The 20330-nt window shown below is 35.5% G+C and carries 18 protein-coding genes, 2 other RNA genes and 2 riboswitches; of the genes, 3 read left to right on the forward strand and 17 right to left on the reverse strand.

Features of this window, described 5'->3' with window-relative positions:
- Positions 1-341: 341 nt before the first annotated feature.
- From COL05_RS24965 to COL05_RS24985, 5 genes are all read right to left on the reverse strand, one after another.
- Positions 342-1208, reverse strand: a complete 867-nt coding sequence (locus COL05_RS24965; RefSeq protein ID WP_098670545.1) for a 5'-3' exonuclease — start codon at positions 1206-1208, stop codon at positions 342-344.
- A gap of 129 nt (positions 1209-1337) precedes the next feature.
- Positions 1338-2063, reverse strand: a complete 726-nt coding sequence (locus tag COL05_RS24970) for a P-type ATPase actuator domain-containing protein (protein WP_098670546.1) — start codon at positions 2061-2063, stop codon at positions 1338-1340.
- A gap of 344 nt (positions 2064-2407) precedes the next feature.
- Positions 2408-2573: riboswitch (M-box (ykoK) riboswitch) on the reverse strand.
- A gap of 125 nt (positions 2574-2698) precedes the next feature.
- Complete coding sequence (locus COL05_RS24975; RefSeq protein WP_000606864.1) at positions 2699-3085, reverse strand: DUF350 domain-containing protein; 387 nt, start codon at positions 3083-3085, stop codon at positions 2699-2701.
- Positions 3082-4317 (reverse strand): glutathionylspermidine synthase family protein, encoded by a 1236-nt coding sequence (locus tag COL05_RS24980; RefSeq protein WP_098670547.1) that lies wholly within the window; start codon positions 4315-4317, stop codon positions 3082-3084. Before COL05_RS24980 ends, COL05_RS24975 begins: the two co-directional genes overlap by 4 nt.
- 3 nt (positions 4318-4320) lie before the next feature.
- Complete coding sequence (locus tag COL05_RS24985) at positions 4321-4632, reverse strand: hypothetical protein (RefSeq protein WP_000169021.1); 312 nt, start codon at positions 4630-4632, stop codon at positions 4321-4323.
- Between the two features lie 83 nt (positions 4633-4715).
- Between COL05_RS24985 and COL05_RS24990 the strand changes: the two genes are divergently transcribed.
- Positions 4716-5165, forward strand: a complete 450-nt coding sequence (locus tag COL05_RS24990; RefSeq protein ID WP_098670548.1) for a hypothetical protein — start codon at positions 4716-4718, stop codon at positions 5163-5165.
- A gap of 54 nt (positions 5166-5219) precedes the next feature.
- Here the strand turns inward: COL05_RS24990 and ssrS (COL05_RS24995) are convergent.
- The 5 genes from ssrS (COL05_RS24995) to COL05_RS25015 all read right to left on the reverse strand — a co-directional run bounded on the left by ssrS (COL05_RS24995) (position 5220) and on the right by COL05_RS25015 (position 7321).
- A non-coding RNA gene (ssrS, locus tag COL05_RS24995) (6S RNA) lies at positions 5220-5403 on the reverse strand.
- A gap of 21 nt (positions 5404-5424) precedes the next feature.
- Positions 5425-5607, reverse strand: a non-coding RNA gene (gene ssrS, locus COL05_RS25000) — 6S RNA.
- A gap of 116 nt (positions 5608-5723) precedes the next feature.
- Positions 5724-6557, reverse strand: coding sequence for a sulfurtransferase (locus COL05_RS25005; protein ID WP_098670549.1), 834 nt, complete (start codon positions 6555-6557; stop codon positions 5724-5726).
- A gap of 2 nt (positions 6558-6559) precedes the next feature.
- Positions 6560-6832: a YpbS family protein gene (locus tag COL05_RS25010; RefSeq protein ID WP_000451818.1), complete on the reverse strand. Its 273-nt coding sequence runs from the start codon at positions 6830-6832 to the stop codon at positions 6560-6562.
- Positions 6833-6853: 21 nt separating this feature from the next.
- Complete coding sequence (locus tag COL05_RS25015; RefSeq protein WP_098670550.1) at positions 6854-7321, reverse strand: GNAT family N-acetyltransferase; 468 nt, start codon at positions 7319-7321, stop codon at positions 6854-6856.
- A gap of 72 nt (positions 7322-7393) precedes the next feature.
- Between COL05_RS25015 and COL05_RS25020 the strand changes: the two genes are divergently transcribed.
- Positions 7394-7648, forward strand: coding sequence for a DUF3931 domain-containing protein (locus tag COL05_RS25020; RefSeq protein ID WP_000369738.1), 255 nt, complete (start codon positions 7394-7396; stop codon positions 7646-7648).
- A gap of 3 nt (positions 7649-7651) precedes the next feature.
- On the opposite strand, the gene COL05_RS25025 is transcribed toward COL05_RS25020, so the two are convergent.
- Positions 7652-11311: a dynamin family protein gene (locus COL05_RS25025; RefSeq protein ID WP_098670551.1), complete on the reverse strand. Its 3660-nt coding sequence runs from the start codon at positions 11309-11311 to the stop codon at positions 7652-7654.
- A 549-nt stretch (positions 11312-11860) separates the two neighbouring features.
- On the opposite strand from COL05_RS25025, the gene COL05_RS25035 reads away from it, so the two are divergent.
- Positions 11861-13024 carry a DUF418 domain-containing protein gene (locus COL05_RS25035; RefSeq protein ID WP_098670552.1) on the forward strand — a complete coding sequence of 388 codons (1164 nt, stop codon included), beginning with the start codon at positions 11861-11863 and terminating at the stop codon, positions 13022-13024.
- A gap of 15 nt (positions 13025-13039) precedes the next feature.
- On the opposite strand, the gene pbuX is transcribed toward COL05_RS25035, so the two are convergent.
- The 6 genes from pbuX to COL05_RS25065 all read right to left on the reverse strand — a co-directional run bounded on the left by pbuX (position 13040) and on the right by COL05_RS25065 (position 20225).
- The gene (gene pbuX, locus COL05_RS25040) at positions 13040-14362 is read right to left on the reverse strand and encodes a xanthine permease PbuX (protein ID WP_098670553.1); all 1323 of its coding nucleotides are present in this window, start codon (positions 14360-14362) and stop codon (positions 13040-13042) included.
- Between the two features lie 3 nt (positions 14363-14365).
- On the reverse strand, positions 14366-14959 hold the full coding sequence (locus COL05_RS25045; RefSeq protein ID WP_098670554.1) for a xanthine phosphoribosyltransferase: 594 nt from the start codon (positions 14957-14959) through the stop codon (positions 14366-14368).
- A 107-nt stretch (positions 14960-15066) separates the two neighbouring features.
- A riboswitch (purine riboswitch) is annotated at positions 15067-15168 on the reverse strand.
- Positions 15169-15284: 116 nt separating this feature from the next.
- Entirely contained in the window at positions 15285-16031 is a 747-nt protein-coding gene (locus tag COL05_RS25050) for a type I methionyl aminopeptidase (RefSeq protein ID WP_098670555.1), read from the reverse strand.
- Positions 16032-16148: 117 nt separating this feature from the next.
- The gene (locus COL05_RS25055) at positions 16149-16622 is read right to left on the reverse strand and encodes a GNAT family N-acetyltransferase (RefSeq protein ID WP_098670556.1); all 474 of its coding nucleotides are present in this window, start codon (positions 16620-16622) and stop codon (positions 16149-16151) included.
- A 48-nt stretch (positions 16623-16670) separates the two neighbouring features.
- A complete protein-coding gene (gene ypwA / locus COL05_RS25060; RefSeq protein ID WP_098670557.1) occupies positions 16671-18188 on the reverse strand; it encodes a carboxypeptidase in 1518 nt (505 codons plus the stop codon).
- A 99-nt stretch (positions 18189-18287) separates the two neighbouring features.
- Positions 18288-20225: an ATP-dependent DNA helicase gene (locus tag COL05_RS25065; protein WP_098670558.1), complete on the reverse strand. Its 1938-nt coding sequence runs from the start codon at positions 20223-20225 to the stop codon at positions 18288-18290.
- Between the last annotated feature and the right edge of the window lie 105 nt (positions 20226-20330).

Consider the following 20330-nt stretch of genomic DNA (forward strand, 5'->3'; position numbering starts at 1 on the left):
TTTCGCTGAATTTTGAGGTGGGGGGTCTTACTGCCCATTAAAGTGGGATAAAAGATAAAGAATTATCTGGTTGTTCTTATAATAATTGATTGTTGTGAATTCCATTTGAACTTTACATGAAAATTCTGTTTATTTTCTGACAACTTTGTGAACACGAAAAAGAGATCTACGTAAAACAGTTTTGTAGTTGCTTCATTTCATTACATAAATCGCCATTTACGTCACCTTATATCAATTTACCTTGTCGAAATATTTATATATCCCAAGCTATATCCCATATAAAAAAGAAGGTGTCACCTAGTCAAATTTCGACTCATGCAACATCCTTCTTTTCAAACTATTTACAACATATTGATTAATATTTCAGGTCTTCCCCAATTCATTTCTTCACAAACGAATCGTAATTTTTCTTCATCCATTGTGTGTAATCCTTCTTCTAGCGAACATGAAATAGGAACTTCACAATGAATTTGCGCTAATTGTAATGAAATATTTAAATTCTCTAAATCACTTTCAATCTTCGTACGTTGCGCTTTCGTTAAAGATGCCACATTTTCTAGTACAGTTGCTACTGTACCATGCTCTTGAATCAGTTTATACGCTGTTTTTTCACCGATACCTTTTACACCTGGGTAATTATCGCTCGTATCTCCCATGAAAGCTTTTGCATGCACGATTTGCCACGGTTCCACACCTTTTTCTTCCATAATTTTCTCTGGTGTGTAATACTCGTAATTTCCAATTCCTTTGCGCAGAAGCATAACTGTAACGCTCTTATCAACAAGCTGCAGTAAGTCCGTATCACCTGTTAAAATGTAAACTTCCGCTTCATTACAATATTGTTTTGCAATCGTACCGATACAATCATCCGCTTCATACCCTTTCATTCCGATAACTGGAATGGACAATTTCGCAGTCATTTCTTGTACTAAATCAAATTGCGGAATTAATTCTTCAGGCGGCGCTGCACGATTCGCTTTATAATTTGAGAACGATTCTGTTCTAAAAGTCGTACTTCCCATATCCCAGCATGTTACGATATGTGTCGGTTCAATTGCTTGCATAGCTGTTAATAAATGTTTCATATAACCATGAATCCCGTTTGTAGGGGTACCATCTTGTCGTTTCATAAATTGTCCGTAGACACTTGTTGCATAAAAAGCACGAAATAATAGTGCCATACCATCAACTAATAATACTTTTTTCATAATTCCTCTCCTACCAAAAAAATAATAACCCCACGTCATCACGTAAGGTTATATAAATAGATTACCATTTTACGTTTTTCAACTTTGTCTATTATACATTGTTTTTGTATATTTAGCATCATTTACACATTAAGACGTTCTACTACAACAAGTATGAAGAATTCCTGAATACGTATTTTTCCCAGTCGAAACAACTACAGCTTTTGCATTTCCACCAACAATATACGTCCCTTTGAAACATACGTTTTCAAGTTCAAGTGGATTATAGTCTTTCATTCGTTTTAAAGGAATAAATCGTTTGCGCTCAAGATGATAGCAGCTTTCAAATTTCTCAACACTTGCATCGTTTCCTGTTAACACAGATTCATTTACTAATAAATCATTTGCATAAATGATACGTACATCCGCTGGTACTGTATCACCTTCTGAAAGAAAAATCATATCTCCAGGAACAAGCTCTTGTACTGGCAAATTCATCATTTTCAATTCACCGTTTAAGCCTGTTACACTTGAACATTCTACTCGAGACACAGTAATTTTCTCACATTGTGATTTATCACATACATGTTGTTTTGAAAAACCTGGGATCATTCCACTTAGCTTCATCATAACTTCCGCAATACGAGCTCTTTTTGAAGTTAATTCATTTCGGCCGTATACTTGAATACGTTTTTGTGCCTCTTTCATAGATAAACCGTCTCTTGTTGTTTTAAAATACGCAAATACAGATTTTACATCTCTCGTTGCGATCTCAATTAATAAATCTTTATTTTTTTGAAGCAATGTTTGTTCTTTCATTGATTTTTCACTTAATTTATATGACGTGTTACCCACAGTTTTGTTTGCATATAACATATTATCGTCTCCTCCTTTACAACATAGGAAGAAACGCTTTGTTTCTCGATTTATCCACTTTACTGTGAAAGTGTCTAGCGCTTAAATATACATATAAACGCTACATGATGATAAATATAGAGGGAGGAACAAGTCGTTTCCTGCCTACATCATATATTTTTGATTTGAAGTATATGGGTAACGGAACCGAGTCAGAATTTGACATGCTCCTCACCTCCTTGTTTTCATTTTATAGTTTATACTATGAGATTACTCATAGCTTTGTAACAAAAAGACCTTTACTCCGAAAAGAGTAAAGGTCATGACATACACAAATAAACGATTCCTAATACAATTAGAAATCTACGGACCTCTCCCTCGCCGAGTTTTAGCACTGTATAGCATAGGTACATTACCAGCTACGTTAAGAAAAACCTTAATTCGATCATTCCTGTTGACCCATTGGCGTCTCTCGACATTTTTGGGCAGTAGCATTTCTCTATACAGGAGCCTCACCTAACAGAGACTTATTTTTATTACATAGAAAATGTTACTCTTATTTAAAATAGATGTCAACAGTAGCCTACAATTTTTTCAAAAGGTATAACAAACTAACGTAGACATAATAAAAAACTTTACGTTTAAACGTAAAGTTCTTAATAAGTGATACAACCAGCAATTACAATCCCAATGGAAAGCGATAAAAACATAAGAAAAAGACCAACTGCTTGATTATCTTCTTCAAGACTTTTGTTTATATTAAAGCGCGGTGTAAGCCACTCAGCTAAATAAAAGACGATAATTTGAGCTAAAATCCCAACTGCTCCCCACGAAACCATATCAAGAAGTGAAATGGAATTAGCCGCTGTTGAATATAAAACAATAGCTAACCCAAGTAATCGACCTCCAAGCACATAGCTTACCGCCTTATTTCCTTGAGCCATTAACTTAAATTCTTTTACTTTGGTTGTCACTTCCATTAGGAGAAGCCCAATGCATAAAAGTCCAAGTGTTACTGCTAAATATAATAAAAAATTAATCATGTACTTTCCTCCTTTTTTATACCTACTGGTAAATAGTACGATTCATTCCCCGTAATTTTTTCCCCTGCACGAATACCGATACTACTCGCTTTTCCTGCAATTAAAAACGAACCAAACACATACGACAGTTTCTCCATCCCTTTCTCTGTTTCCAAAGATACGACTGGAAGTTCTGTATACTTTTGAAATATCGGCAGTGACGCTTTATACGTTTGATGTGCATTTTGAATCATAATATTTTCGTCCTTATCACGAATGGTAATTGTATCTCCTTCTCTACCAAATGAAGGTTTTTGAACGAAAGAACCTTTTCCTAAAAATAAATCTGGCTCTAAATATGTAGGTAACATATATTCTTCAATCCACTGTCGTTCCTCATTTGTATAAAAAGCATCCTCTTCCGCTAGCCCCCAAATAAGACACTGAATTGATTTTGGCTGAAGTAAAAATGATGACAAAGGATTTATAATAAAAAGCTTTCCAGATTTTACGAGTTGCAATAGCTCCACACCAACCAAATCTCCAGTTTCAGGATCTTGATCCTCAATTAAATCTTCTATTGGATATGTTTGGCGATATAAAACATCAATTTGCACTCCATCCCTATCCACTAAAGCATCTTTTGTAATTCTAAGTTCTGACATTGGTACTACTTTATTTTCAACGCGGCATAACTGACTTAAATACATAGTCGTATTCCAATCCTCAATATGCTCATGATGTGCTGTAAAAACAACATTTGGGTTGTCTATTCCCTTTGTCGCTTCCATTACAGCTTTTGTAACACCAGAGGATAGCAATCGCTCTTGACCTAAGTTGGGGTCATCATAACCTAGCTTTTTACAAACTTCCCCATTCATTTGAAAGCATTCCATAATAAAGGTAGGTGTATCACTATTAAACTCAAGCATTTTAATTTGGTTATCGCCTGTTAAAACGAAATCAAATCGTGAAATAACAGATTCAGGATATAATCCTTTCATTCTAATGAACGATAAGCTTGCGGGGGGAAATCCAAGTTCAAGAAGCTGTTCGTCACTTAAATTACGCAAAAGTCTAGCAGTCTTAAAAAATATTTTCCCCATTCGTTCAGTTGCTAATTGCAATTGTTTCCTAGTCTCATTTGTTATAGAGAAAACATGAAATAAACTATACTCACATTCATATAGATCCGACCAGAAATCCGGATATATCGAATAAAACTCTTTTCGATCCCTTATGTACTGCGACATATTTTAGCCCCCAAATCCTCCCTTTGAACCGCTTCCAATTCCCCCTTTAAATTCGGCAGACGATTGATACGATTTAAACGCCGATGAATTTTTAAAAGTGGATTTATTTTGATAGTATCGCCCACCATAGAAATAATGCCCACGATAACCTGAACTACTATCATCACACTGCCATACCCCAAGTTCATCATCCCAATCCCAATCTGAACAACTTTTATCATTCGGTTTTGGGGGAAGATCTTGTGCGCAGCCAAATAAGGTGCCAGTCATTAAAGACGTTACGACACCACCAACTAGCCATTTCGTTTTTGTCACCTTCGCACTCCCCTTTTTAAATTCTATTCCTATTATATAGGATGTCATGATAAAGTAGAAGAAAAAGGAAGAAGAGGGATAAAATGCGCTTAGAATACCGACTTAATGATGAAACGAAAGGGTATCCAGCTTTATGGAACTATGCAAATATTTCTAATTCTGAAATCATTGCACGCATGACTTGTGAATATTTTATAAAAGATAAAAATACATATGTTGTCACTGCAACCTCAGTAGATCCAGACGGAACAGCAGTTATATATATTCAACAAGAAACTTTCTCTAGCGATCCTTCAGATCCTACTTACTTCCACATCGGTTTTGAAATTAGAGAGCTAAAGGATACAAGTTCAAACTTGATTGAAAGTAAAGATATATGGAACTATGAAGAAATTTTACCATCTCTTCATTCAGATATTATATATATTCAGCGCGACGGTATGCATATGGAGTTTACTTTAGATTCAAGAGAAATTGATGAAGACAGAAAATGCTATATTTATTACGGAAACTTCACAGGTGAATCGAGATAAAATGGATATATGTATGCAACAAAAAAACCTTACGTATAAAACGTAAGGTTTTTATTTAGCCCCACATATGCCGTTCTCTCTAGATGTCCATAAACCTGCTCTCACAGGTGGATGCTCTCACAAATGTTTGTAACTTCCTTCTTAAAAAGATGGCATGTTAGCTACATTTAAATATTGAACTTCCATATTAAACTTATTGGTTTAAGACATGCATAAGCTACGTACACCGTAGGAATTTTATATAATGTTAGTTGAAATAAGACCCCCGCACGTGCCACTCCTCGTAAATGTCCAAAAACCCGCTACTCGCAGGTGGATGCCCTCACAGTTACCGTACATCTTCCTCCACAAGGAAGGCTTGATGATGGTCGCTAAATATTGAGCTTCCGTATAACTAACATCGGTTTTAGACATAAATAAGTTACGTACACCGCAGGATGTATTATTTACTTGTCGTTATATTATCACATTGTTTCCAATGTGTAAAATACAAAGTTTTTCGAGCAATCTCTTGCTTGTGACCTTATTTTAATACAAATTATTTTTGCATGCAAGTGATTAATCTTCTTCTTTTGCAATTTGATTTTCTGGATAAGAAATCCAATCACTCCAGCTACCTGCATACAATTTAACATTTTGGAATCCAGCTAATTTCAATGCAAGAATGTTTGGGCATGCTGTAACACCAGAACCACAATATACAATTGTTTCCTTATCTTTCGAAAGACTTCGGAATCGTTCTTGTTGCTGGGATTCATTCTTAAATTGTCCTGATTGTAAAATTCCATCCTTCCAAAAATAGTTTACTGCTGTCGGAATATGTCCTGCTTTTGGATCAACCAGTTCCTCTACACCAGCATAACGTTTTGGCTCTCTAGAATCAATTAACGTAACATCTGCACCTGTATGAATATTCTCTCTGACCGTTTCCATCGTTACAAGCATATGATCTTGTACATTTGCTTTGAATGCTTTTCGTTTAACAACAGGAATTTCCGTTGTTATCGGTAGTTCATTCTCTTTCCAAGCTGGAAATCCGCCATCTAATATATATACTTTCTCATGTCCTACATAGTTTAATAACCACCAAAGACGAGAAGCATTCGCACTCGCTTCACTGTCATATGCAATTACTGTCGTATGTTCATCAATACCAGCTTGCGAAAGCTTGTCTGCAAACTTCTCAATATTTGGCAACGGATGGCGACCGCCATGTTCTGTTACAGGACTTGATAAATCTAAATTCAAATCAAAATATAATGCATGAGGAATATGTTCTTCCTCATACTTTTCTCTACCCCAATTAGGATTCGCTAAATCAAAACGACAATCGATTATACGGACGTTCTCATCTTCTATATGCTCACGTAACCATTCGACTGTAACTATCATCTTTAACGACCTTCTTTCTCTTTCAAACGACTTACATACTCCATAACCATTTCTTCTGTAACATATTTACGCTGCAAGGTAACACCATTTTTTGCAAGATCATTAATTTGCTTTGTTACAACATTAATGACATCAACCGAAAATTCTTTCCCATTTGACGCAAGAGATACGGCTGCTTCAATAGCTGCTTCACGCTGCGCATCTAATTGTAAACATGCTTTTACACTTTCATTTTGTTTACGAGAATGTGCTGTAATTGCTTTATGTACTTCCATCTTCTCTTCCCCCTAAATAAGTTATACGTTCTCATTCAATTCCATTGCAAGCCGAATCATATCACGGCATACAATCCCATTTTCAATAATCTCTTCTTCATAATGCTTCGAAAAGTAATCAAAATCAATAGAAAAAATACGAAATCCACATTTTTGATATAAAGCAAGTTGTGAAACACTAGAATTGCCTGTACCAACCTCAAGTTTTGACATACCATATCCTTTAGCGGTTTCTATGGCATGACTTAATAACTTCTTTCCAATCCCTTTTCCTTGCAAATGCTCTACAACCGCAATATTCATAATTTCCATCGTCTTCGGCCTTGTTTCCAAAAGAACATATACACCGATAACACTCTCCTCTTGCTTAGCTACATATGTTAAGCCTCTTTGTACATATGTATCAATTTGCCTCTCACTTGGATCAGCAAGTAATAGTAAAGGTTTCGGTATCGCTTCTTTCGGAATTGGTTCTATTACTACACTCATAAAAAATTCCCCTTTCTCTATTGTTCTAAACCCTCCTTGTCTACCATAAGTAATAGAAAGGAGGGATTCATCATGGACAACAATGAGAAAAAATGCAACGTCATCTCTATTGATGGAAAGAAGAAGAAAAGCGACACGTATTCCTATCCAAAATTAGTAGTAGAAAACAAAACATATGAATTTTCTTCATTCATCTTATGCGGTGAAACACCAGACGGCAGACGACTCGTTCTTACTCATATGATTTCTACCGATGAATTTGCTGGATTTGTTAAATCTTTAGATACAGTACTGCAAAAGAAAATTGAACGAATCTTTTTCTCATAACAGCTACATCACATATATTTCTTTTTCAATCTCCACTAACTGCTTTTGCAATTGTTCTTTACTTTGTTCATATAGTGATACATCAATCGTTTCAGCCAATGCAAATAATATACTTTCATAATAGTTCATCACATCTTGCTGCATCACTTTTTGGAATAAGTTCCATTTCAAATCCCATTCTTGCTTATAATGATGAACAAATAATTCTTTTTCATCAGCTACATAGTTTGATACGAATGGCTCCAATACAACTTTAGCCTCGTCTTGCATGAAGGCTTTATCATTTTTTTCAAAAAAGCTTTTTTCATTTTTGAAATGTGCCAATGCTTTTTTGAAATCTTTTATTTCAACTGAAGGGAACGGTTCTTTATGTGTAATATCTTTATATTCATATTCCACTGTTCCATTCATAGAAATTGACTCATTTTCTACTTTACAATTCACCACAATTTCATTCTTTGCACGCTTCATCGCTTCATCTATCCATCTTTCAAGGCGTAATGATGTCGCACGCATTTCTTGCAATAAATCATGTTGAATAAATGCTACTAGTTCCATAACGCACTGTTGCAACTGTACTTTTACATTTCCATCCGTTCGAAGTGATGCTGGATTAATAAATTCAGTAAACACATCGTTATAGCGTAGGAACAGACGCTGTTGTACGTAATAAAGCAATTCTTTCACTTCATTTTGCATCGCCTGCTCTTCAGCAAGCACACTATATGATGAAATAATATGAAGTAGTTGATCACGCTCTGCTTCATATTTTTTCGTTTGCTTCTCTTTCTCTTCATTCCCCTGCTTTGCACCATTTATCATATTTAATAAAAGCTGATCTGCCCCTTGCAATGCACCATATAAAGCATGAACAGATACGAGCATTAAATCTCTCATCATAAAGGATGTAAATGATTCCTCAAACTTAGCAATCCCAGAGTTTTGTAAAATACCGTATTTCTCTTTTTCAATATTTTTTCCTTGTTTCTCCTCAAGCGCACATAAACTTGAAATTGCAAATAAACGCGGGTTTCTAATACCATATTGCAATAGCTGGTCTGCGATATACCCTTTTACCATTTCAAGCTCTTCTTCAGACTCTGCTAAATCGGCCGCATTAATTAAGAAGAACATTTTATCAAGAGCAAAAGTATCCTTTACACGCCCAAGCTGAATTAAAAATTCACGGTCAGCACGAGAGAACACATGATTATAATATGTTACAAATAAAATAGCATCTGCGTTCTTTATATACTGGAACGCAACGTCTGTATGACGGGCGTTAATAGAATCCGCTCCAGGTGTGTCTACAAGCGCTACTCCTCGCCTTGTTAATGCACAATCATAATACAGCTCCATGTACTCAACAAAACACGATTTTTCTTCATTCGCTACATAATCAGAAAACTCTTCTAATGTAACTTGTACTTGTTCTCCTAAATGAGCAGAAACCGTATCATACCCTTTTTGTACCGCTCGTAAAAAGCTAAATGTTGTTTTTTGCTTCCCAGTTGGTGAAGGATATTTCATAACTTTTTCAATTTGTGCTAACGCTTCGTCCAACGTAGTAATTTCATAATGAAACAGCTTATAAACAGCTTTCATATCTTCTAATAGAGCCTGCTTTGATTTAAATTGAACCATTACTGTTCCGTGTGGTTTTTCCTCTGTAACCGGCAAAATTTGATTAATCGTTGCCGTCGTCGGATTTGGTGATACAGGAAGTACCTTCTCCCCAAGCAACGCATTGGCAAATGATGATTTTCCGGCACTAAAAGCTCCGAATAACGCTACTGTAAATTGTTTCGTTTCCACACGACGCCTTTTTTCTATTACCTCTTGCTGTACATGTTTCAGCGCTGGCAATGGCTCTAATATCGTTTCAGCTTTCTTCACTTTCTCTAATATACGCTGAATATTTAAAGCTGCTGTTCCTTTTATTTCTTCTTCATGAGCCGCTATGTTATCATTTACAACTGCCTGCTCTTGTAGTGTGAATTTCTCACTAACAATTTGTTTTTTACTTTGTAATATTTCCTCTACTTGCAATCCTTCTGGTGTGGCAACACGCTCATGCCAAATATTTTGCAAATAACTTTCATATGTCTCCAAATTGTTACTGTATTGTAATTTCGTTTCTTTTGCTGTTTGCAACATCGCATATTTTTCAATCTCTTCTTCAATGCGAGTAACTGCTCCCTTCACTTTTTGCTTTAAAACGACTGCACTTTTATCAAAAATTTGCTGTGCTTTTGTAAAATATCGTTTCTTTAGTTCATTCGCTACATCCGCTGTATAAAGAAGTAAGTAATCACCTGTGAAACCGGCACCTTGTTTAATGACTTCAGCCAACATTTCTGGTCCGAAAGCAATTTCTAAAGCATATATGTCTTTCCCAATTTCCTCTGTAAACAATCCTTCTTCTTTTAAGAAGGCAACAATAAATTCTTTTACATGAAAATCAAGTTGCGTTTCAACAGTCTTTTGCAAAGCAGAATAAAAAGCATCTAATCGTCTCTGTTTTTCTTGCTCCGTCTTTCCTTTCGCAAATAGCAAACCGACCTTAAACTTTGTTAATTTCGTTTCTAAATACGCATTTGCCAATTCTCTCATTTCAAATGGCATTAAATACGCGTTATCTAATATAGCTTGTAAGCCTTTTATAAATTCGTTTCTCACATGAGATTCTTTACTAGCCTCGCGACGTTTCGTTTCCGTTAGCTCCTCTTTCTTTTCAACTATCTCCGAAATAGAAAGCGGTGATGCTAACTCTTCCTCATATTTCAAAAGAGCTTTTTCATTTTCAGAAAGAATAAACGAGAAATGTTCCCCCATTAAATATTCTGTTTCTCTCTCCATTCCCTCTCTTACATACCGCTCTTTTTCTTTCATAATAGAAGTAATTAACGTTTCCAAACTTCCAATTTCATTATGTGGATGGTTCATCATTCGTAATGATGTGTAATACACTCCATCTACTTCAATATCCCAGTTAGAGAACGATTGTTTTACACTATCTTTATAATTCTCAAACAATAATTCATTTTCTTTATGTTTATCTATTTGGTTGACAACGAGATAAACCGTTTTATTACGTTGTTTCAATTCTTTAACAAATTGTAAATTCACTTCCGATTGGACGTGATTATAATCCATCATATAAAAAATTACGTCTGCTAGATGCAGCGTTGATTCTGTCGCTAATTGATGGGCATCATCTGTTGAGTCAATCCCTGGTGTATCAACTAACATAACACCTTCAGGAATTGGCGCATCATTTCGATAAATATGAACACCAATTACCTCGTCACCGTCTTTACAAATTTGTTTTAATTCTTCAGCTGAATATGCACCGTCATATTCGTACTGTTCTCCAGATTTAACCGTTACAACAACACGATCCATTCCTTTTTCAATTTTGACAACGTTAGCGCTTGTCGGAATTGGACTTGTTGGTAACAACTGCGCTTTATATAGATGATTCATCATCGTTGATTTCCCTGCAGAGAAGTGACCGCAGAACGCAATCATAAGCTGCTCTTGCTTATATTTTTGAATCACCTCAAATAACTTTAAACTATTCTCTGCATCGCCGTGTTTTTGCCACTCTTCATAAAAACAAACAAGTTTTTTCATACCGTTTGTCTGTACTATGTTTGTCATCCCCTTGTTCCCCTTTATCCAAGATGTATATACTTTTTCCCGCTATTTGCGAGCTCATAATCATCGGGAGATACATCCCTCATTGATTACAGTTTCACTTTACTATCATACTAAATTTTCAGCATATTCTCATTAAAAATAAAAAATCCCTTTCATTCTTTTTACAAATGAAAGGGATTTTATGTCATATCACTCATTTTGCTGTTCCTACTCCATTTAAAACATACTTTGCAATAACTGTATATACAGCGACTGTACCTGCTACTAATGCATATACCATACTGGTGCACCAACCTTTTTTTGATAATGATTATCACTTTTGAATACATTTTATCATTAAAGAGAATCATTATCAACACTTTTCATAAAGAAAGCCCCTTATAAGAAGGAGCTTCACTGCCTGTTTTGAAGAAGATTAAAACTTGTTGTGCACTCTTATTATATCGCATCTTACATAACTTAATAGTTAAAAAAAATGGAAATCCACCCTATACCCTCCATCTTACATTTTGTATAATAAAAGGGAATTACTTAACAAGGAGGAAAATAATGACACAAAATATTTCACAAGGCGAGAGGATACACTCCATCGATATTATTAGAGGAATAGCTGTACTAGGTATTTTTCTTGTGAACTGGCCTGTTATCGCTGGGATTGACTCACGTGATATTTCAGGAGTTTATGAAGGGCTAGATAGCTATATCCGTCTATTTTACGATATGTTTATTCAAACAAAGTTTTATACGATCTTTTCGTTTTTATTTGGCCTAGGCTTTTACATTTTTATGACTCGTGCTGAAGCGAAAACAGATCGACCAAAAACTTTATTTGTTCGTCGCTTACTTATTTTATTATTATTCGGTTTCTTACATTACGTTCTTTTATGGGACGGGGACATTTTACATAGTTATGCAATTGCTGGATTTTTCTTATTTTTATTTTACAAGAGCAAGCCACGTACTATTTTAATATGGTCAATTGTACTATTAAGTTTCATGCAATTGTTCACATTATTAGGTTCTCTTCTCATGCTATTAGTGCCGGTAGATGAACTAGGTCTTTCCACCGCAATTATGCCGTTAGAAAATTGGGACTTACAAATTACAGACAGATTCCATTCTTTCTATTCTGAAGCAATAAGTAACAGCCTGATTATGCTCCCTGAAACACTCGGATTGTTTTTACTAGGATTATATGCCGGTAAAAAAGACATTTTCCGCCGTGCTAAAGAATTAGATCCAAAGCTTAAAAAATGGCAAATCACTATGTTCATTTTAACATTACCAATGTGGTTTATTATGATTTATTTCTTTATGAACAATCAACCATACACACCATTTTCACTTATGGGTATTACGATGATAAGTGGTAAAACATTATTCATATTCTATATTTTCACGCTCATGCGTTTATTACAAAAAGAAAAATGGCAAAAGATATTACGTCCGTTCCAGTACGTTGGTCGAATGGCATTAACAAATTATATCTCGCATACAATTGTTACGTTACTTGTATTCGGACTATTGTTCAAAAATGATTATCTTGCTCCATTATGGATAGGACCAATATTCTGCATCGGTTTCTACACGTTACAAATCTTTATTAGCCGCTGGTGGCTTTCACGTTATCAATACGGGCCACTTGAGTACATTTGGCGTCTTGGTACGTACGGAAAAATGATGCCACTTAAAAAGAAAAGCAAGGTCTCATAATGAGACCTTGCTTTTTTACGCTTCTCTTACCGCACTTTGCATAGCAACTGGCTCTTCTTTTACTTTCACTTTACGCTGCGGCACCATATTAAATACGATATTTAAAAGTACTGCTGACGCACTTCCAAGTACAATTCCGTTATCTGTTAAAATACGAATATTTTCAGGAAGTTGTGAGAATAAAGTAGGAACAACTGTAACTCCAAGTCCGATTCCGACAGAACATGCAACGATTAATAAGTTTTCTTGTCTGCCGAAATCAACACTACTTAACATTTTGATGCCATATGCCATTACCATACCGAACATCGCTAACATCGCACCGCCAAGTACTGATTTCGGAATAATTGTTGTAATAGCTGCGATTTTTGGAATAAATCCAAGAACGATTAACATACCACCACAAGTATAAATAATAACGCGATTTCTTACTCCAGTTAATTGAACAAGTCCTACGTTTTGAGAATATGTTGTGTATGGGAACGCGTTGAAAATACCGCCTAACACCATTGCTAATCCTTCTGCACGATAACCTTTTGTTAATTCTTTTTCACCGATCTTTTTATTGCAAATATCAGATAATGCAAAGTAAACGCCTGTTGCTTCTACAATCCCTACGCAAGCAACTAAAATCATCGTAATAATTGGCGTTAATTCAAACGTTGGTGTACCGAAGTAAAATGGCTGAATACCATGGAACCAATCTGCTTCTCCAACCGCTTGCAAGCTTACTTTTCCCATAAATGCTGCAACGATTGTACCGAACAATAGACCTAGTAAAATAGAGATTGAACGAATAAATCCGTCAAAGAAACGATACACAATGATGATAAATAGTAACACACCAAATGCTAATGCTAAATTTTCAAGACTACCGAAATCTTTACTTCCTACTCCACCAGCCATATCATTAATTGCTGCTGGAACAAGTGTAACTCCAATTACGGTAACGACAGATCCTGTTACAACAGGGGGAAACAGCTTTACAAGCTTTCCAAATAATTTCGCAAAAATAACAACGAATAACCCAGCAGCAATAATTGCTCCATAAATAGAAGACACGCCGTATTGTTTCCCGATTGCAATCATCGGTCCAACCGCTGTAAATGTACAACCAAGCACAACTGGAAGTCCAATACCGAAAAAGCGATTTGATAATGCTTGTAAAATTGTCGCAACGCCGCACATTAATAAATCAATTGAGACTAAGTACGTTAACTCTTTTTGATTTAAACCAAGTCCCCCGCCCACAATAAGCGGAACGATAATTGCACCAGCATACATAGCAAGCATATGCTGCATACCGAGCGATGCGATTTTAAATGGATGTTGCTTCATCGTTTATTTCACCTCCGCAGTTTCATGCTGTACAAATGTAACTGTGCCGTTATCAAGTGATGCAATTTCTGCTAGTGATTCAACACGAACACCTTGTTCACGAAGCTTCTTTCCTCCATCTTGAAATGCTTTTTCAATAACAATACCAATTCCTGCAATACTTGCTCCTGCTTGCTCTACTAAGCTCATTAAACCTAAAGCAGCCTGACCGTTTGCTAAGAAGTCATCGATGATTAAAACGCGATCACTTTCATCGATATGATTTCGAGATAATGAAATTTCATTCGTCTCTTGTTTCGTAAATGAATATACGTTTGCAACGTACATATTATCTTGTAACGTTAACGATTTACGTTTTCTTGCAAAAATTACTTTTACACCAAGCTCTAATGCAGCCATAACTGCCGGTACGATGCCTGAAGATTCAATCGTCACGATTTTTGTAATGTTCTCTTCTTTAAAACGTTTAGCAAATTCTTTTCCAATTTCTTGCATAAGTACTGGATCAATTTGATGATTTAAAAAAGCATCTACCTTTAATACGTCACCAGATAAAACCTTTCCTTCGTTCAAAATCTTTTCTTGTAATACTTTCATGTTTGTTCCCCCTCTTATGCAATAAAAAAACTCCAAAAGCCGCCACCACTCGTTACAAGTGAGAGACGCGCTTTTGGAGTTTCGCAAAAAAGAATGCTAAACAAGCAAATATATTCGTCCTCACTCATAGTCAAAGTATTTACGGTACTTCGGTAGAAACTTGCAGGCCATATCCCCGCGATTATATGAGTGTAGCTAACTATTTATTTTATAGAAGGATTATAACGCACTTTTTATAGTTTGAAAAGCATTTATTATTAAAACACGTACAAATTTTATAAAAACATCATTTTTGTTCGAGTTTTGTAAACTCTTACATATTATTTCAAAGCGACGTTAAAACGATTGGACCATCTTTTGTAATCGCAATTGTATGCTCATATTGAGCTGATAATTTCCCATCCATCGTTCTCGCAGTCCATCCATTTAAATCTACTTTCGAATATCGCATACCTACATTGACAATTGGCTCAATCGTAATGACCATTCCTTCTTGTAACTCAGGCCCTTGTCCTTGCTTCCCAAAATGAAAAATTGCTGGTTCTTCATGAATCTCTTTACCGATTCCATGTCCCGTAAAGTCTCGTGCGACAGAAAAACCTTCATTTGCTACATAACTTTCAATTGCATAACCAATATCTCCTACATGATTACCGATTACCGCCTGATCAATTCCTTTATACAATGCATTCTCAGCTACTACCATTAACCTTTCTGCTTCTTCAGAAACATTTCCAACTCTATACGTCCAAGCTGAATCTGAAAGACCACCATTTAAGTTTACTACCATGTCAATTGTTACTATATCGCCCTCAGTTAAAGGTACATCTGCTGGAAACCCATGACACATTTCATCGTTTACAGATGCACATATCGCATATGGATACCCGTTGTAACCTTTCTGCTGAGATATTGCACCATGCTTTTCTAAATATGCTTCAACAAACGTATCAATTTCTTTTGTTGTCACACCTGGTTTTATCATTTTCGCAATTTCTCTATGACATGAAGCAAGTAACTTTCCAGATTCGTGCATCAAATCTATTTCATTCTTCGTCTTAAATATACTCACGCTACATCTCCTTACTAAACTTGCTATTTCCTCTTAAGCTTCAATCATACACATCCTCTAACAAAATTTCAAAGCTTCCAATTACAATAAATAAAAACAGAAGATTCCCCCTGTTTCTTAATCATTTTTACATATATAATTCATCCTCAAAAACTCAAAACAACTACCATTTGTCTTCTGTATAAACGTTCCAACCGCTTCAAATCCGGCTCTTTTATATACTTTAATCGCTCTCTCATTAAATGTAGCTACTGATAGTGTTATATACTTGCATCCGTATTTTTCTTTACTAAAAGCTAGTATAGCGTTTATAAACTGTAAACCAAATCCGTTCCCAGTTATATTAGGTCTCATTCCAAGACCTATATCAACCGTTCCATCATTTATTTTACAAACAGTAAAATAACCAATGAGAGTGCCATTTTCCTTCACAGAAAATGTATGATTTCCTCTACTCTCATTATGTAAAAACTCAGTTAAATCTTCTTCATCCGCCTCTATATCGTAAAAGGAATATTCCCCTTCATAATGCCAGTTATATGCAATTTCTTCTGCTTCTTCTTGCGTCATTACTGTATATGTATAGTTCATTTTTCTATCTCCCTTTAAAAAAAAGAGCTGCAAGTAAGCAGCCCTTTTTTATAACTCATAAATCTCTCTATACTTCGCTTCTAAATAATCGGCTAAATAGTTTGCGTTTAATCCTTCGCCTGTCACATCTTCTAAAATTTCAAGTGGCTTTTTCGTTTTACCATATTGGTGAATATTTTCTGTTAGCCATTCACGAATTGGCGTTACGTTTCCTTCTTCTAACAATGCATCAAAGTTCGGAATGTCTTTTAACATTCTTTGCTTAAATTGTGCTGCATACATATAACCAAGTGCATAAGATGGGAAATATCCAAATGAACCACCAGCCCAGTGAACATCTTGTAATACACCTTGTGCATCATTTGCTGGACGAATACCTAAATATGCTTCCATCTTATCGTTCCATGCCGCTGGCAAGTCCTTCACTTGTAATGTACCATCAAATAACTCTTTCTCAAGTTCATAACGAACCATAACATGAAGCGGATATGTAAGCTCATCTGCTTCTATACGAATGAATGATGGTTTCGATTCGTTAATCGCATCATAAAACTCATCTACTGATAGATCATTGAATTGGCCATCACTATACTCTTTTAATAAATCATAATTTTTCTTCCAGAATGATTTATTACGACCGATAAAGTTCTCAAAGAATAATGATTGTGACTCATGGATACCCATAGATGTTCCACTACATAGCGGTGTACCTTCAAATTTCTCAGCAATATTTTGTTCATATACAGCATGACCACATTCATGAATTGTTCCAAACACAGCCATACGGAAATCTTTTTCATCATAGCGGGTCGTAATACGAACATCCCCTCTATTTAAAGTAATCTCAAATGGATGTACCGTTTCATCAAGACGACCTGCTTCAAAGTCATAATTCAACTGCTTTAATAGCTCTAATGTAAAGTTCTTTTGTTTTTCTTTTGAAAAATGTTCTGATAAAGCACTTGTCTTTAATCTCTTTTGTGACTCAGATATTTCTTTTACGAGCGGAACGATGCGCTCACGAAGTTGACCAAATACGTGATCTAATACTTCTACTGTAATGCCCGGCTCATACATATCTAATAACGTATTATATTTATATGTTTCGTAACCCCAATATGTAATAAATTTCTTTTTAAATTCAACTATTTGTTCTAAATACGGACGGAACATTTCAAAATCAGATTTCTCGCGAGCTTCTTCCCACACACTTTCCGCTTTCGCTTCTAATTTCACATATGCTTCATATTCCGCTTGTGGAATTTTTTTATTTCTATCATATTCTTTACGGCACTCTTCAACCATTTTCTTCGTCCTATCAGAAAGTTTGTCTTCACTTATTAAAGCTTCAAGCTCTGTTAAATAATTTCCCATCTCATCTGAAGTGGACATAGCAAACACTTCGGATGAAAGCATACCAATTACTTCTGAACGTTGATCAACACCTTTTTTAGGCGCACCTGTTCTTAAGTCCCAAAACATTAAACTTAATGCTTCTCCGTAATTTTGTATCTTCTTCACATATGTTAAAAATTGTTTTTCTACTTCATATGTAGCTACTGTCATCGTATAAAACCTCCCTTTTCTACCTCAAACTTAATTCGACACGGAAATCTAAATTCCTTTTATAATAGAAAAAAGCTTGGCAAGCGCCAAGCTTTCTCCTTATAATTCTTTACCTTCTACTGGTAGTACCTTTTTCACCGCTTCTATCACTTTCTCATCTTCTGTATCAGATAAGAAGATTGATATAGCACCTTTATCTTCGCTCGTACGAATTAAACGTCCAATCCCTTGACGAAGACGTAAAATCATATATGGCACATCTACATCCCAGAACGGATCATTAACATGTTTACGCTTCGCTTCAAACACAGGATCGTTTGGAGGGAATGGTAATGACCAAATGATAACATGTGATAATGATGAACCAGGAATATCTAAACCTTCCCATAAATGAACGGCACAAAGTACAGTTTCTTCTTCATTTTGGAAACGAGAAACGAGCTGACTAATTTCTTGATCCCCTTCATATAAGAACGGAACTGACATTTGTTCTTTGCTTACATATTCTTTAAACGCTGTAAGTTCTTGCGTTGTACGGAATAATACAAGTGTACGTCCGTTTGTTTTCTGTATATTTTCAAGTGTATATCGACACTTTCTTTCCCACTCATTTTCTTTCGTATGCGATAGTAAGTTTACTGCCATTTGCTCTTCATAATCAAACGGTGAGGCAACTGAGAATGATAAGTAATCTTTTACCCCTAGGCTATTTGCTGTAAATGCGAATGAATCGTTATTAGATAATGTAGCAGATGAGAAGATATACGGGATTTTCTTCGAGAATACTTTCTCTTGTAATACTTCTTCCACTGCACGTGGCATAATTACTAACGTGAAGGCTCCATCACCTTCTTCCCCCCATGTAATTACATTTTTCTCATGCATGAATAGACGAAGTGAATGTTCTAATACATCTAAATGTTCATCAACGATATTTAAATCATACGTGTTTACTGTATGCATTTCACTTTCAAATACTAACGCATCACCGACTTCACCAATTTTCGCATAAAGTCGTTTTGCTTCAGCTGTTACTTTTTCTGTCACAGTAATTTCTAAACGATCAGAACCTGCAATTTCCTTTTTATTTTCTTGTAACACATCAAAGAATCGCTCTGTTTGCCAAATTGTTTCTTCTACCAAATGTGCAAACTCTTCACGAATATCGTTTTGTAATAATCTCGTTAAAAGTTGCTCCATCATCGTTTGCTTTAAACGATATGTTAAAGCTTTTTGAGCTGCATATTCTACAAGATGTCCTTCATCGAATACAACGCAGCTACTTTCTGGTAATAACGGAATTTGTCCTTCACGCTTTCGAGCATCGTACGTCCAAATATGATCCATATAAAAATCTTGAGAACAAATAATTAAATCCGCTGCTTTACGATAATGTTCACGTGAAAGAGTTTGACCACAACGATGACGAGAATCACAAGTGAAGCAATCTTGGAAGTAATCCCAATTTACTTTTGACCATTCTTCGTCATTTAATAGTGGAAATTCTTTTCGGTCACCGTAGTGAGTAAAGTTTTGCATCGTACCATGATCAAATACGAATTGTGGTAATTCATAATATACGTCTTCAATTACTTCTGGAGCTCGTCCACTCATGACATCTTCAAGCTTACGTAAACATAAATAATTATCCATTGATTTCGCAAGTCTTACATCTACAGATAAGCCTAACGCTTCAGATAATTTCGCAATGTCTCCTTCTTCTTTCACAAGCTGCTCAATTAACGTTTCATCTGCACAAGCAATTATAGCTGGTTTTCCAGTATAACGCGCATAGCAAATTGCATATAGAAGATATACAATAGTTTTCCCTGTTCCTACACCTGCTTCTGCGAACATAACTTTCTTTTCTTGGAAAGCACGCTCTAATTGAAACGCCATAAAAATTTGTTCATCACGCTCTTCAAAGCCTTTTTCCGGAAGGATGTCGTAAAACACATCTCCAATCCACTCATTCAACTTATCATAAAAATTGTCTTGTTTTCCTACTTCAAATGGTAATCTCTTCTCAGTAAACATCCTTAGCCTCCAACCAAAAAGTTTTTCTATAAAAAGATATAGTAACCGCTACTCATATGTGTGCAGCTACTTTCCCCTGTTGCCATACATATAAAGTGAAACTTT

Origin of the sequence: Bacillus sp. AFS059628 (assembly GCF_002571225.1) — a bacterium.
Classification (GTDB): Bacteria; Bacillota; Bacilli; order Bacillales; family Bacillaceae_G; genus Bacillus_A.